This is a genomic window from Georgfuchsia toluolica, assembly GCF_907163265.1.
Taxonomy (GTDB): Bacteria; Pseudomonadota; Gammaproteobacteria; order Burkholderiales; family Rhodocyclaceae; genus Georgfuchsia; species Georgfuchsia toluolica.
Map to the genome: position 1 here is coordinate 2,393,335 of NZ_CAJQUM010000001.1, position 14,033 is coordinate 2,407,367.

Here is a 14,033-nt window from a genome sequence, read left to right on the forward strand (position 1 = left end):
TTCTCTGAAAAACGGTTCCTCCTTGCAGACCTTCATTTGTTCTTGCCCAAAACTGCCTGAATAACCCATGACTGATCACTACGCCGTTTTTGGCAACCCCGTCGCGCATAGCCAGTCGCCGCGGATCCATGCGCTGTTCGCGCGACAGAGCGGACAGGACATGCGCTATGAAGCCATCCTCGCCCCGCTCGATGGTTTTGAACAAAGCGTGCGCGGGTTTATCACCGCCGGCGGCTGTGGTGCGAATGTTACTGTGCCATTCAAGGAAGCTGCCTTTCGTCTTGCGACCCAATTGACGACGCGGGCAAAGGCGGCGGGTGCGGTGAATACGCTGATCTTTGCAGAAGACGCCATTGTGGGCGACAACACCGATGGCGCAGGGTTGGTGCGCGACATGCAAACCAATCTGGGTTTCTCGATCATCGGCAAGCGTGTACTGCTGCTTGGCGCCGGTGGCGCCGCACGCGGCGTGGTTCTGCCACTGCTGCATGAAGAACCAGGATCTCTGGTCATCGCCAATCGCAGCGCAGGGAAAGCCATGAAGCTCGTCGACAGTTTTACTGACGATGCACATGGCATCTTGAGTTGTAGCGAATTTTCAACGCTCGCCGGTCAATCTTTCGATCTGGTCATCAACGCCACCTCGGCGGGTTTGGCCAACGCTGAACTGCCGTTGCCGGATGGCATTTTCGCTCCCGGCTGCCTGGCCTACGAGATGCTCTATGGCCGCGAGACTGCTTTCATGCGCCGGGCCGCCCTGGCTGGTGCGCGCGTGGCCGATGGACTGGGCATGCTGGTCGAACAGGCGGCGGAAGCCTTTTACGTCTGGCGCGGCGTGCGTCCCGATACGGTGCCGGTGTTGAGGGAACTGCGCGGCGCATGAAGAGCGTGACTCGTCGCTTCAAGCAGGGGCTGGCCTTGCTGGCCATACTGGGCCTGCTCTGGCAGGGCTGGTATCTGGGCTGGGTGGTGTGGTGGAAGTACTTCAACCCGAACATGACCAGCTTCATGTCGCAACGCCTCGACCAGATGCAGGAGAAAAACCCCAAGGCCAAGCTCAAGCATGTCTGGGTGCCCTACGGAAAGATATCGCTGCGCCTCAAGCAGGCGGCCGTCGCGGCCGAGGACGACAAGTTCGTCGACCACGACGGCTTCGACTGGGAAGGCATGCAAAAGGCGCTGGAAAAGAACCAGCGCCGCGGCAAGGTGGTCGCGGGCGGCTCCACCATCAGCCAGCAGCTGGCGAAGAATCTTTTTCTCTCCGCCTCCAAGACGCCCTGGCGCAAGGTCGAGGAAGCCGTCATCACGGTAATGATCGAAGCGCTGTGGGACAAGCGCCGCATTCTTGAGGTGTACCTGAACTCGGTGGAATGGGGGCAGGGCATTTTCGGCGCCGAGGCTGCGGCACGGCGCTATTACGGCATATCGGCGGCACAGCTCGGCGCCGAGCAGGCGGCGCGCCTCGCCGTCATGCTGCCGGCGCCACGCAAGTATGAGAAGAACCCCTACTCGGCCTACCTCAACTACCGCACCCAACGGGTACTGGGACGCATGCAGTATTCCGAGGTGCCATAGGCGGCGTAGTCATTTATCCTGAAAACCTCATTTGAACCACGACGACGCGGCGGGCACAAGCAAAGGAAATGACCACAGGGAATCCCTGTGGGATCCCCGTGGGACGGCGGAAAATCAAAAGCTTGCCAATGGACTTCGTTTCACCCGATGGGTGAGGCGCCGCATGCCTGCCATGCCTTGTGTTTTCGCCGTGTCGCCGTGTTCGCCGTGGTGAACTGCTTTTTCTAGGTTTATTATTGGCAAATTCCTGATTCATCTTCACAACACTGATTATCGATAGGAGCTTTAATGGACTGGGGCATGCAGAATCGTCTCGCGCGCATTATCCCGCGCGAAACCGGCCGCGCCGTGATGCTGGCGGTCGACCACGGCTATTTTCAGGGCCCGACCACCGGGCTGGAGCGGCCGGGGGAAACCGTCGCGCCGCTGCTGCCCTACGCCGACTCGCTGATGCTGACGCGCGGCGTGCTGCGACAGTGCATCGACGCCACCCAGCGCGTCCCGATCGTGCTGCGGGTATCGGGCGCCACCAGCGTCCTCGGCGAACTCTCCGACGAAGCGCTCACGGTCTCGATGGAAGATGCCATTCGACTTAATGTTTCCGCTGTGGCCATTTCGATTTTCGTCGGCTCGCCGAACGAGCGCCGCACGCTGGCGAATCTGGCAAAGCTGGTCGATGAGGGCGAGAAAGTCGGCATTCCCGTGCTCGCCGTCACGGCGGTGGGCCGTGACATGGTGCGCGACGCGCGCTATCTCGGTCTCTGCTGCCGCATCGCCGCCGAACTCGGCGCGCGCATTGTGAAGACCTACTACTGCGATGACTTCGAGGAAGTGGTGGGCGGCTGCCCCGCGCCCGTCGTCATCGCCGGCGGCAAAAAGATCGAAGAACTGGAGGCACTGCAACTGGCCGACAACGCGATTGCCCGCGGCGCGGTCGGCGTGGACATGGGCCGCAACATCTTCCAATCGGCCAATCCCGTCGGCATGATTCGCGCCGTGAAGCAGGTGGTGCAGGAACGGAAGAGTCCCGCCGAGGCGTTCCGTTCCCTGTGAACGGACTCGGCTTGCTCTCCGAGTTATCCGAAAAGCATTAGCCACAGAGGGCACAGAGTTCACAGAGGAAAAGCCCAAACCTTGTTTCTTCTCTGTGTTCTCTGTGATCTCTGTGGCTTGAATTGAAGTTTCTGGGTTTATAGGTTTCTTTTGGAGTTCCCGCATGGCACAGCAAAACAAGCCCCAGGTGCTGGGGGTAATAGGCGGCAGCGGCGTCTATGACATCGCAGGCCTCACGAATACACGCTGGCAAAAAGTTTCCTCCCCGTTCGGCGAACCTTCCGACGAGCTGCTGTTCGGCGAACTGAACGGTCAGCAACTGGTGTTCCTGCCGCGCCACGGACGCGGTCACAGGATCCCGCCCTCGGAGATCAACTTCCGCGCCAATATTGATGCCTTGAAGCGGGTCGGGGTCACCGATATCATCTCGGTCAGCGCCGTGGGCTCGCTGCGCGAGCACTTGCGGCCAGGCATGTTCGTCATCGTCGACCAGTTTATCGACCGCACTTTTGCCCGCAACAAGAGTTTCTTCGGCACCGGGATGGTGGCCCATGTCTCGATGGCACGCCCGGTATGCGGGCGGCTGGGCGACCACATCGAAGCGGCGGCGAAAGCGGCCGGCATCGAGACGATACGCGGCGGCACTTATCTGGTGATGGAGGGGCTACAGTTCTCCAGCCTCGCCGAATCCGAGCTGTATCGCAGTTGGAACTGCGACGTGATCGGCATGACCAACATGCCGGAAGCCAAGCTGGCGCGCGAGGCCGAGCTTTGTTATGCGACGGTGGCGATGGTGACGGATTACGACTGCTGGCATCCGCAGCATGACGACGTGACAGTGGATACCATTGTCAAGGTGCTGCTGGCAAACGCCGACAAGGCCCGCGCCCTGGTCAAGGCGGTCGCGCCGTTCGCTTTCAACGACCAGGCTGCCGACCAATGCAGCTGCCGCACCGCCTTGCAATATGCACTGATTACTGCCCCGGAAGCACGCGATCCAGAGGTGATGAAGATGCTCGATGCCGTTGCCGGCCGCCTGCTGAATGCCTAACCGACCAAGCTGGAACCAAACAGGATTGCATTCGATGAAGTGCTGGGTAACTTGGCCGAAAAGGCAGAAGAAAGGCCCGCCCCCTCCCAGCCTCCCCCCTCACGGGGGAGGCGACCATTAGGCTCGCTGCGCTCGCAATTCTTGACATGACTCTTTGAAATTAATGACAACGGAGTAATTGATGCCGATCAAATCCCGCATCCGCACCGTGCCCCACTACCCCAAGCAGGGCATCATGTTCCGCGACATCACCACCCTGCTCAAGGATGCGGTGGGGTTCCGCGTCATGGTCAACGATCTGGTGAATCACTACACCGGCATGAAGATCGACAAGGTGGCGGGGATCGAGGCGCGCGGTTTCATCATCGGTGCCGCGCTGGCCTATCAGCTTGGTGTGGGTTTTGTGCCGATCCGCAAGAAGGGCAAGCTGCCGGCCGAGACCGTCGGCCAGGAATACGAGCTCGAATATGGCACCGACAAGATCGAGATCCACGTCGATGCCATCGGCAGGGGCGAAAAGATACTACTGGTCGACGATCTGATCGCCACCGGCGGCACCGCCGAGGCCGCCGTGAAACTGATCGAGACCATGGGCGGCAAGATCGTCGAATGCGCTTTCGTCATCGACCTGCCTGATCTGGGTGGGCGCAAGCGGCTGGAAAAACTCAGGCACAAGGTGTTTGCGCTCTCTGAATTCGAGGGCAATTGAGTTATGCCATTGGAAAAAGTTGAAACCCTGCGCTGGAAGGACGGCTGTCTGGAGATGATCGATCAGCGCGTGCTGCCGGCGCGTTTCGAATATCTCGCCTATGCCGATGCCGCGTCGGTGGCCGCAGGCATTCGCGCCATGGTGGTGCGCGGCGCACCGGCGATCGGTGTCGCGGCGGCTTATGGCGTGGCGCTCGAAGCCCTCAAGTTGCGCGCTGCGTCCGCCGCTGAGCGGCGCAGCGCAATGACGAAGGCGTTCGACGTCCTGGCGGCGAGCCGGCCGACCGCGGTCAATCTGTTCTGGGCCTTGAAACGCATGCGCGCCTTGTGGGACCGGCTTGGCGGCGCTTCCGGCGACGAGTTCGCCAATGCGCTTTTGGCGGAAGCGCATGAAGTGTTGGCCGAAGATATCCGCATCAACCGCAGCATGGGCGCGCATGGCGCGGCACTGCTGGCCGACGGGGCGCGGGTGCTGACCCATTGCAATGCCGGCGCGCTGGCGACGGCCGGACACGGCACGGCGCTGGGCGTGATCCGCTCGGCAGTAGAAACCGGCAAAAAAATATCGGTGATCGCTGACGAGACCCGGCCTTTTTTGCAGGGCGCCCGGCTCACGGCGTGGGAAATGGTGCAGGAGAAGATTCCGGTCACCCTGATCACGGACAACATGGCGGGGTTCATGATGAGCCGGGGCGAGGTCGACGCCGTCATCGTCGGCACCGACCGCGTCGCCGCCAATGGCGATGTCGCCAACAAGATCGGCACCTACATGGTGGCAGTGCTGGCACGGCGTCATGGCATCCCGTTCTATGTGGCCTGCCCCTTATCCACCATTGATCTCGGCATTCCCGATGGCAACGCGATTCCGATCGAGGAACGTGATGCCAGCGAAGTCACGGGGTTTCGCGATTGCCAGTGGGCGGCGGCGGGCGTTGCCGTACGCAATCCCGCCTTCGACGTCACGCCGGCGGAACTGGTGACGGCGCTGATTACCGAGCAGGGCGTCGTCAAGCAACCCAACCGGCAAAACGTGGCCGCGCTTTTCAAATGACATATATGAACCGGGAAAAAGCAGTTAGCCACAGAGGACACAGAGTTCACAGAGGAAACCTCTATTGTTACGAACGGGTGACTTATCGCCCCCAGGCGATATGGCGAAGTGTTCGGAATCTGGTTTTCTCTGTGTTCTCTGTGTCCTCTGTGGCTTGAATTAAGGTTTTCAGGATGAAAAATTTATGGAACGACCGCGACGCCGACAAGGCGATCAACATGTGGGGGGCGCAGTGGGGTCGTGATCTGGCACTATGCGCCTACGGCTCGCGCCTGATCGGAGCGGACCCGGCGCTGGTGCTTCATGGCGGCGGCAACACCTCGTGCAAGGGATCGGTGCGCAACCTGTTCGACGAAGAGGTGCCTGCACTCTACGTCAAGGGCTCCGGCGCCGACCTCTTCAACATCGAACCGGCGGGCTTCACGGCGCTCGACCTCGCCCGGCTGCAACGCCTGCGCACGCTGCCGGCGCTTGCCGATGCACCGATGACAAACGAGTTGCTGGCAAACCGGTTCGATGCGAACGCGCCGGCGCCGTCGGTGGAAACGCTGTTGCACGCCTTCCTGCCGCACCGGTACATCGATCACTCGCACGCCGAGGCGCTGCTATGCCTCAGCAACCAGCCAGAGGGGGAGCGCCTGCTTGCCGCCGCACTCGGGCCGCAAGTTGTGATCCTGCCTTATGTGGCCTGCGGTTTTCCCTTGGCCGAAGCAGTCGCGGCGGCGCTACAGCGGCAACCCGACGCGATCGGCGTCGCGGTGGCGCAGCACGGCCTGTTCACCTTCGGCGAGGATGCCCGCGGCGCCTATGAGCGTCACATCGAGATCGTCACCGCGTGCGAAAAATTCATCGCATCGCGCAAACCAACGCGACGTCTCACGCCCGCTTATCGGTGCGAAACACCGGCCGCGGAGCTCGCCGCGCGCATCGCGCCGGTACTGCGCGGCGTGCTCGCCGAGAAAAGCGGGGAGGAAGACAACCCCTACCGGCGCCCGATCCTCGACTGGCGCGCAGACGACGAAGTACTGGCGTTTGTGAACAGTGCCGAGGCGGCGCAATTGGCCGCTGCCGGGCCGATCACCCCGGATCATGTCATTCGGGTACGACCGTTTGCGCTGTTCGTGCCGGCCCTGGCGACGGATTCGACGGAGGATATGCGCACGCATCTCGCCGCAGCGGTGGCAGAGTACGGCCAGCGCTATCGGGCCTACGTGAGCGAACATCTCGACCCGGAACAAACCGCCACGGCCACGCTCGACCTGTTGCCCCGCGTCGTGCTGATTCCCGGCGCGGGCGCTTTCTGCTTCGGCCGCAGCAAGCGCGAAGCGCGGATCGCCGCCGATATCACCGTGCAGACGCTGCGCGTGCAAGGCAGCGCACACGGGATGGGCGGCTACCAGGCCGCGGCGCCCGAGCATCTGTGCGCCATGGAATACTGGAGCCTGCAGCAGGCCAAGCTTGGCCGCGCGGCGCCGCGTCCGCTGGAACGCCAGGTGGTGCTGATCACCGGTGGCGCCGGCGCCATCGGCTTCGGCATCGCCCGCGCCTGCGCCGAAGCGGGGGCGCACGTGGTGGTTACGGACATCGAGGCAAAACGCCTCGACCACGTCGTCGCGGATATCGAAGCGACATACGGGCCGGGCAGCGCCACGGGCATCGCCATGAACGTCACCGACGAAACATCGGTACGCGCCGGCTTCGCCGAGGCCTGCCGGCGCTATGGCGGCGTCGATGTGGTGGTGCCGAATGCCGGGATCGCCCACGTCGCCGCGGTCGCCGATCTGGCGCAGCGCGACCTGGAGCGCGTCATGAATGTCAATTTCATCGGCATGTTCCACACCATCCAGGAGGGCGTGCGCGTGCTGCGCGCCCAGGGTCTGGGCGGCAACATCGTCGTCAATTCGTCGAAGAACGTGTTCGGCCCGGGCAAGGACTTCGGCGCCTACAGCGCCTCGAAGGCGGCCGGACACCAGCTCGCCAAGGTTTCCGCCATCGAACTGGCGGCCGAGGGCATCCGCGTGAACATGATAAATCCCGACGCCATCTTCGCCGAGGAAGACATCGAATCCGGCCTGTGGGCGACGGTCGGTCCCGACCGCGCGCAGAGCCGCGGCATGAAGCTCGACGAGCTGCCCGAGTACTACCGCAACCGCAACCTGCTGCGCGTGCGGGTACGCGCCCGGCATGTCGGCAACGCGGTAGTGTTTTTGGCCAGCAACCAGACACCGACCACGGGCGCCTCGATCCCGGTCGACGGCGGCGTGGTCGAAGCGTTCCCGCGCTGAGGGGCCTAAAATCGGCCCAATCGCCTAAAATGACGGCACCTTGCGGGGCCACCCCATGACCGTAATCACCCATACCAGCGAAGTGCAAAACGTGACCAAGATCGACATCTACGATTCGACTTTGCGCGATGGCGCGCAAGCCCAGGGTGTTTCCTATTCGGTCGAAGACAAGATCAAGATCGTGCAGCGGCTCGACGAACTGGGCATTCGCTATATCGAGGCTGGCAACCCCGGCTCCAATCCCAAGGATCTCGAATTCTTTGCCCGCCTCGGCGAACTCAGGCTCAGGCACGCAAAAATCATCGCTTTCGGCAGCACCTTCAAAGTTGGCGGCGACGCTGCCACCGACGCCAATGTGCAGTCGCTGCTGCGGGCCGGTGCCAGCGCCGTCGCCATCTTCGGCAAAAGCTGGGACTTCCAGGTCACCGACATTCTGCGCACCACGCAGGCCGAGAACCTGCGCATGATCGGCGACACCATTCGCCACCTCAGGCAGGGCGGGCTGGAAGTGGTGTTCGATGCCGAACATTTTTTCGACGGCTACAAGGCCAATCCCGGCTATGCCCTGCAGACACTGGCGGCGGCGGCCGAGGCCGGCGCCGGCTGCCTGTGCCTGTGCGACACCAACGGCGGCTCCTTTCCGGACGAGATATTCGACATCGTCAAGGTCGTGTGCAGCCGCTTTAAGTGTGCCATTGGCATTCATTGTCACAATGACGGCGAGATGGCCGTGGCCAATTCTGTGGCTGCCGTGCGGGCCGGCGCCACGCAAGTGCAGGGCACGCTCAATGGCATCGGCGAACGCTGCGGCAATGCCAACCTGTGCGCGATCATTCCCAACCTGCAGTTGAAGCTCGGCTTCGAGTGCATCCCGCCGCAATGCATGAAGCATCTGACCTCGATTGCGCGTTTCGCCAGCGAGATCGCCAACCTGGCGCCCAACGACAAGGCGCCCTATGTCGGCAGCCACGCCTTCGCACACAAGGGCGGCATGCACATCGACGCAGTCAATAAAACCCCAACCGCCTACGAACATATCAATCCGGAACTGGTCGGCAACCACCGCACTATCCTGATGTCGGAAGTCGCCGGGCGCAGCACGCTGCTGGCGCTGATCAATGCCATCGATCCGGGCATCAAACGGAATTCACCACAAACCCAGCACATCATGGACCGCCTCAAGCAGCTTGAGCATGAGGGCTACCAGTTCGAGACGGCGGAAAGCTCCTTCGAACTCATCGTGCGCAAGGAACTCGGCAAGTACCAGCCGTTTTTCGAACTGAAGGAATTCAAGGTCATCGTCGACGAACCTTCAGCCAGTGGCGTGAATTCATCTGCCATGATCAAGATTCGCGTCGGCGACACGGAAGAAATCACCGCCGCCGAGGGCGACGGTCCGGTCAATGCGCTCGACCAGGCCATCCGCAAGGCGCTGGAGCGCTTCTATCCGGCAATCAGGGAAGTCAAGCTTACCGACTACAAGGTGCGCGTGCTCGACTCCGACAGGGCGACCGCCGCCAAGGTGCGGGTGCTGATCGAATCGACCGATCACACCGAGAGCTGGACCACCATCGGCGTCTCGACCGACGTCATCAACGCCTCGTGGCTGGCACTGGTGGACGCCATCGAGTACAAGCTGGTGCGGGAACAGGAACGACAGACCGCGCCGCGCTGAGCCGAGACCCGGATAAATGGTTGCAGGAATCGTGCAACCATTCGCCCTGAGCCTGCCGAAGACCGGCCCGAACCGGTCACAAATCAGACAATTCCGATTGCCTTCCAATGCGCATAGTGGCAGGATAGAAGCATAGAACGGTCGACGCTTCCACCGACTCGCTCTAACTTCGCCACGGGAGCAAGCGAAGCAGCTGCTTATGCCAATTCGGGATATGCCTTAAGTATCAGCAATCAGGCCATGGCGCTTGTTGATTAACCGCCAAGCTGTCGTCACAACCTCTTTTTCGTCGTTATTGATGGGGGAACGATATGTATAAAGCACTGGCAATTATCGCGCAGACACTCGTGTTGCTGATTACCCTTTCAGGCTGTGGTGGCGGCGGCGGCGGGGGTGGCGGCAGCAGGGGGCCCGTGGCTTCCACATTGTCTTTTCCATTGCAGACCGGATACAAAGCGCTTATCGTCAATGGATTAACGAAAAGCTTTACCGTTACTGGCAGTTGCACCGGGTCTGGCACACATTCAACATCGCCGGCCAATACCGCCGCCACCTTTGAAGGGGTGGCCGGCCTGTCTGCAACAACGACGCTCACGATGTCGCTCAGCAACTGCACGCCGGCATCCATCACAGATACGACTCTCGATTATTACGACAGCAACTATGTTCCGCTTGGCAATTCCGATGTCGCCGTCGGCTATGATGTTTGGTTAACGCCGCCGTCAATGCCTACTTCCGTAACTGTCGGCGCAACGGGGACAATCGGGACAAAAACCTTCTACACAGACAGCACGAAGGCAACCGGCGACGGCAAGCAGATAACTACTTATGTTATTGAAGCGGATACCGCAAACACCGCTATCGTGAATCTGATATCCAATATATACGATGCTTCCGACACATTGATCGCTACTGAACAAGACCGTTATCGGATTGATGCGGCCGGCACCCTGACGCCGATTTCAGCCGACATTTTATATGCAGATGGTATGCATCTGGTTCTGACCTACTCTTGATTGGCTCCTGCTCGAAGCATGTCCCGAGCTGGATAAAGGGGGTGAAGGCGCGCAGTGCGCAGCCGTTCATGGTTCGACAAGCTCACCACGAACGGCTACGCATCTGACAGTCATCCAATAGGCGGCAGCGCCGTCTCGGGGGCTACAGTGCAGCGACGACCTGGTCGCCCATCTCGGAGCAGGAAACCTTCTTCGTCCCTGGCTCGTAGATGTCGCCCGTGCGATAGCCCGCCGCCAGCACCTTCTTCGCCGCGGCTTCGATCCGCGCCGCCGCCGCTTCGTTGCCGAAGGTGTAGCGCATCATCATCGCTACCGAAAGGATCGTCGCCAGCGGGTTCGCCAGGTTCTTGCCAGCGATGTCGGGTGCCGAGCCGTGGCAAGGTTCATACATGCCCTTGTTGTTGGCGTCGAGCGAGGCGGAGGGCAGCATGCCGATGGAGCCGGTCAGCATCGAGGCTTCGTCGGAAAGGATGTCGCCGAACATGTTGCCGGTGACCATGACATCGAACTGCTTCGGATTGCGCACGAGCTGCATCGCCGCGTTGTCGACCAGCATGTGGCTGAGTTCGATGTCCGGATATTCGGCGGACAGCTCGATCATCACGTCGCGCCAGAGCTGGGTGGTTTCCAGCACGTTTATCTTGTCGACCGAACAGACCTTTTTGCCGCGCTTCTGCGCTGCCTTGAAGGCGACGTGGCCGATGCGGCGGATTTCGTCCTCGCTGTAGATCATGGTGTTGCGGCCGATGCGCTTGCCGTCTTCGACGCTGATGCCGCGCGGTTCGCCGAAGTAGATGTCGCCGGTCAGTTCGCGCACGATCATGATGTCCAGGCCCGAAACGATTTCGGGCTTCAAGGATGAGGCGTTGGCGAGTTCCGGATAAAGCACGGCCGGACGCAGGTTGGCGAACAAACCGAGATCCTTGCGGATGCCGAGCAGGCCGCGCTCGGGACGCTGCGGGCGCGGCAAGGTGTCCCACTTGGGACCACCGACAGCGGCGAGCAGCACGGCGTCCGCGGCACGAGCGAGTTTCTGCGAGGCCTCGGGATAGGGGGATCCGGTGGCATCGACCGCGACGCCGCCGAGCAGGGCTTGTTCCAACTCGATCTTCATGCCCTCCTTGCGGAAAACGTCGAGCACGCGCAGGGCCTGCGCCATGATTTCGGGGCCGATGCCGTCGCCCGGCAGGTAACAGATTTTCATGCTGGATTCCTTGTCGTGGTCTGATTATTGAGCATTACGATATTGGATAACAAATTCTCCGTCATTCCGGAAGCGCGCAGCGCGAGCCGGAATCCGGTGTCTTGGCAATAAAAAGTCCCTGGATTCCCGCCTTCGCGGGAATGACAGGCGAGAGATGGGCATCATACTTTTATGCGGAGAACAGCCAAGGCTGTGCGGCCCTGTGCTTCACCTCGAAGGTCTTGATGTCTTCGGCATGCATCAGGGTCAGGCCGATTTCGTCGAGGCCGTTCAACAGGCAGTGCTTGCGGTGCGGCGTGATGTCGAAGCCGAACGAATCGCCGGATGGCAGCGTCACGGTCTGCGCTTCAAGATTGACGTCGAGGTAATACGCTTCGCTGGCGAGGCTTTCCTTGAGCATGCGCTCGACCATCGCGGCGGGCGCGGCGATGGGCAGCAGGCCGTTCTTGTAGCAGTTGCTGAAAAAGATGTCGGCGAACGAGGGCGCGATGATGACCTGGAAGCCGTAGCCGTCGATGGCCCACGGCGCATGCTCGCGGCTCGAACCACAGCCGAAATTGTCGCGCGCCAGCAGGATCTGCGCCTTGGCATAGCGCGGCTGGTTGAGCAGGAAGTCCTTGTTCAGCGGACGCTTGCTGCAATCCATGTCCGGCTCGCCGTGATCGAGATAACGCCACTCGTCGAACAGGTAGGGGCCGAAGCCGGAACGCTTGATCGACTTGAGGAATTGCTTTGGAATAATCGCATCGGTATCCACGTTGGCACGATCGAGCGGGAACACCAGGCCCTTGAGTTGCTTGAATGATTTCATGGCAGGATTCCCTTCAGAGCAAAGTACGAATATCGACGAAATGGCCGGCAATCGCCGCGGCGGCGGCCATTTCCGGACTGACGAGGTGAGTGCGGCCGCCCTGCCCCTGGCGCCCCTCGAAATTGCGGTTGGAAGTCGAGGCGCAGCGCTCGCCCGGCGCCAGGCGGTCGGCGTTCATCGCCAGGCACATCGAGCAGCCCGGCTCGCGCCACTCGAAACCGGCGGCGACGAAAATCTTGTCGAGGCCTTCGGCTTCGGCCTGGCGCTTGACCTGGCCGGAACCCGGCACCACCAGCACCTGATTCACGCTGGCAGCCTTTTGCTTGCCCTTGGCGATGCTGGCCGCCGCGCGCAGATCTTCGATGCGCGAGTTGGTGCAGGAGCCGATGAACACCTTGTCTACGCGGATGTCGGTAATCGGTGTATCACCAGCAAGCCCCATGTATTGCAGGGCGCGCTCGATGCCGCCGCGCTTGACCGGATCGGCTTCGGCAGCGGGATTTGGCACCTTGGCGCCGACCGGCAGCACCTGTTCCGGTGAGGTGCCCCAAGTCACTTGCGGCGCGATGTCTTCGGCACGCAATTCGACCACGGCATCGAAAGTTGCATCGGCATCCGACGGCAACGTCGCCCAGTAGGCCACGGCCTTGTCCCAGTCCGCACCCTTGGGTGCGTAGAGACGGCCCTTCAGGTAGGCCTCGGTTTTTTCATCCGGCGCGATCAGGCCGGCGCGAGCGCCGGCTTCGATGGCCATGTTGCAAACGGTCATGCGGCCTTCCATGGACAAGCCGCGAATCGCGGAGCCGCCGAACTCGATGGCATATCCGGTGCCGCCGGCAGTACCGATTCTGCCAATTATGGCGAGCGCCACGTCCTTGGCAGTAATGCCGCGGCCCAGGGTGCCTTCGACCTTGACCAGCATGCGATTGGATTTCTTGGCGACCAGCGTTTGCGTCGCCAGCACATGCTCGACTTCGGACGTGCCGATACCGTGCGCCAGTGCGCCGAAAGCGCCATGGGTCGAGGTGTGGCTGTCGCCGCAAACCACTGTCATACCCGGCAGCGTGGTGCCGTTTTCCGGGCCGATGACATGGATGATGCCCTGGTTCGCGTGCTTGAACGGGAAATACACCAGCGCGCCGAATTCCTTGATGTTGCTGTCGAGCGTCTCCACCTGCAGGCGCGCGATCGGCTCCTCGATGCCCTTATCCCAGTGGTTGGTCGGCGTGTTGTGGTCGGGGTTGGCGACGATGCTGTCCTTGCGCCATGGCTTGCGGCCGGCGAGGCGCATGCCTTCAAAGGCCTGCGGACTGGTGACTTCGTGCACCAGGTGACGGTCGATATAAATTAGGCAGGTACCATCGCTTTCCTCCCTGACGACATGCGAATCCCACAATTTGTCATAGAGCGTTTTGCCGGGCATGACGACTCCTTTTCGATGAATACAAAAACCTCAAGCCACAGAGGTCACAGAGGACACAGAGAAAATGCGGGGTTTCGGACGATTGCCACGCTCACCCTCCGGGTGAGACCGCCAGCTTATGCAAGGCATTGTCTTTCCTCTGTGAACTCTGTGCCCTCTGTGGCTAAGTGCTTTTCCAGAA

Annotated in this window: 12 protein-coding genes; 9 read left to right on the forward strand and 3 right to left on the reverse strand. The window is 61.3% G+C overall.

Going from position 1 to position 14,033, the window contains the following annotated elements:
• The first annotated feature begins 67 nt into the window (after positions 1-67).
• The 9 genes from aroE (at position 68) to K5E80_RS11355 (ending at position 10,414) form a co-directional block, all read left to right on the forward strand.
• Entirely contained in the window at positions 68-883 is an 816-nt protein-coding gene (aroE, locus tag K5E80_RS11315; RefSeq protein WP_220636251.1) for a shikimate dehydrogenase, read from the forward strand.
• Complete coding sequence (mtgA, locus tag K5E80_RS11320; protein WP_220636252.1) at positions 880-1,575, forward strand: monofunctional biosynthetic peptidoglycan transglycosylase; 696 nt, start codon at positions 880-882, stop codon at positions 1,573-1,575. The genes aroE and mtgA overlap by 4 nt, the downstream gene beginning before the upstream one ends.
• Before the next feature lie 288 nt (positions 1,576-1,863).
• Positions 1,864-2,628 (forward strand): 3-hydroxy-5-phosphonooxypentane-2,4-dione thiolase, encoded by a 765-nt coding sequence (lsrF, locus tag K5E80_RS11325; RefSeq protein WP_220636253.1) that lies wholly within the window; start codon positions 1,864-1,866, stop codon positions 2,626-2,628.
• Between the two features lie 163 nt (positions 2,629-2,791).
• The gene (locus tag K5E80_RS11330; protein ID WP_220636254.1) at positions 2,792-3,679 is read left to right on the forward strand and encodes an S-methyl-5'-thioadenosine phosphorylase; all 888 of its coding nucleotides are present in this window, start codon (positions 2,792-2,794) and stop codon (positions 3,677-3,679) included.
• Between the two features lie 181 nt (positions 3,680-3,860).
• Positions 3,861-4,388: an adenine phosphoribosyltransferase gene (locus tag K5E80_RS11335; protein WP_220636255.1), complete on the forward strand. Its 528-nt coding sequence runs from the start codon at positions 3,861-3,863 to the stop codon at positions 4,386-4,388.
• Between the two features lie 9 nt (positions 4,389-4,397).
• On the forward strand, positions 4,398-5,438 hold the full coding sequence (mtnA, locus tag K5E80_RS11340; protein WP_246590954.1) for an S-methyl-5-thioribose-1-phosphate isomerase: 1,041 nt from the start codon (positions 4,398-4,400) through the stop codon (positions 5,436-5,438).
• Positions 5,439-5,611: 173 nt separating this feature from the next.
• Positions 5,612-7,723, forward strand: a complete 2,112-nt coding sequence (locus K5E80_RS11345) for a bifunctional aldolase/short-chain dehydrogenase (protein ID WP_220636257.1) — start codon at positions 5,612-5,614, stop codon at positions 7,721-7,723.
• Between the two features lie 55 nt (positions 7,724-7,778).
• A complete protein-coding gene (cimA, locus tag K5E80_RS11350) occupies positions 7,779-9,398 on the forward strand; it encodes a citramalate synthase (RefSeq protein ID WP_220636258.1) in 1,620 nt (539 codons plus the stop codon).
• A gap of 311 nt (positions 9,399-9,709) precedes the next feature.
• On the forward strand, positions 9,710-10,414 hold the full coding sequence (locus tag K5E80_RS11355) for a hypothetical protein (protein WP_220636259.1): 705 nt from the start codon (positions 9,710-9,712) through the stop codon (positions 10,412-10,414).
• A 142-nt stretch (positions 10,415-10,556) separates the two neighbouring features.
• Here K5E80_RS11355 and leuB read toward each other — a convergent pair whose 3' ends face one another.
• From leuB to leuC, 3 genes are all read right to left on the reverse strand, one after another.
• A complete protein-coding gene (gene leuB, locus K5E80_RS11360; RefSeq protein ID WP_220636260.1) occupies positions 10,557-11,618 on the reverse strand; it encodes a 3-isopropylmalate dehydrogenase in 1,062 nt (353 codons plus the stop codon).
• Between the two features lie 169 nt (positions 11,619-11,787).
• The gene (gene leuD, locus K5E80_RS11365; protein ID WP_220636261.1) at positions 11,788-12,429 is read right to left on the reverse strand and encodes a 3-isopropylmalate dehydratase small subunit; all 642 of its coding nucleotides are present in this window, start codon (positions 12,427-12,429) and stop codon (positions 11,788-11,790) included.
• 13 nt (positions 12,430-12,442) lie between these two features.
• Entirely contained in the window at positions 12,443-13,852 is a 1,410-nt protein-coding gene (leuC, locus tag K5E80_RS11370; RefSeq protein WP_220636262.1) for a 3-isopropylmalate dehydratase large subunit, read from the reverse strand.
• Positions 13,853-14,033: the final 181 nt, after the last annotated feature.

Excerpts from the sequence above, each read along its gene's own strand:
- aroE (WP_220636251.1), top strand. The coding sequence starts at position 68 with ATGACTGATCACTACGCCGTTTTTGGCAACCCCGTCGCGCATAGCCAG.
- mtgA (WP_220636252.1), top strand. The coding sequence starts at position 880 with ATGAAGAGCGTGACTCGTCGCTTCAAGCAGGGGCTGGCCTTGCTGGCC.
- lsrF (WP_220636253.1), top strand. The coding sequence starts at position 1,864 with ATGGACTGGGGCATGCAGAATCGTCTCGCGCGCATTATCCCGCGCGAA.
- K5E80_RS11330 (WP_220636254.1), top strand. The coding sequence starts at position 2,792 with ATGGCACAGCAAAACAAGCCCCAGGTGCTGGGGGTAATAGGCGGCAGC.
- K5E80_RS11335 (WP_220636255.1), top strand. The coding sequence starts at position 3,861 with ATGCCGATCAAATCCCGCATCCGCACCGTGCCCCACTACCCCAAGCAG.
- K5E80_RS11345 (WP_220636257.1), top strand. The coding sequence starts at position 5,612 with ATGAAAAATTTATGGAACGACCGCGACGCCGACAAGGCGATCAACATG.
- cimA (WP_220636258.1), top strand. The coding sequence starts at position 7,779 with ATGACCGTAATCACCCATACCAGCGAAGTGCAAAACGTGACCAAGATC.
- K5E80_RS11355 (WP_220636259.1), top strand. The coding sequence starts at position 9,710 with ATGTATAAAGCACTGGCAATTATCGCGCAGACACTCGTGTTGCTGATT.
- leuB (WP_220636260.1), bottom strand. The coding sequence starts at position 11,618 with ATGAAAATCTGTTACCTGCCGGGCGACGGCATCGGCCCCGAAATCATG.
- leuD (WP_220636261.1), bottom strand. The coding sequence starts at position 12,429 with ATGAAATCATTCAAGCAACTCAAGGGCCTGGTGTTCCCGCTCGATCGT.
- leuC (WP_220636262.1), bottom strand. The coding sequence starts at position 13,852 with ATGCCCGGCAAAACGCTCTATGACAAATTGTGGGATTCGCATGTCGTC.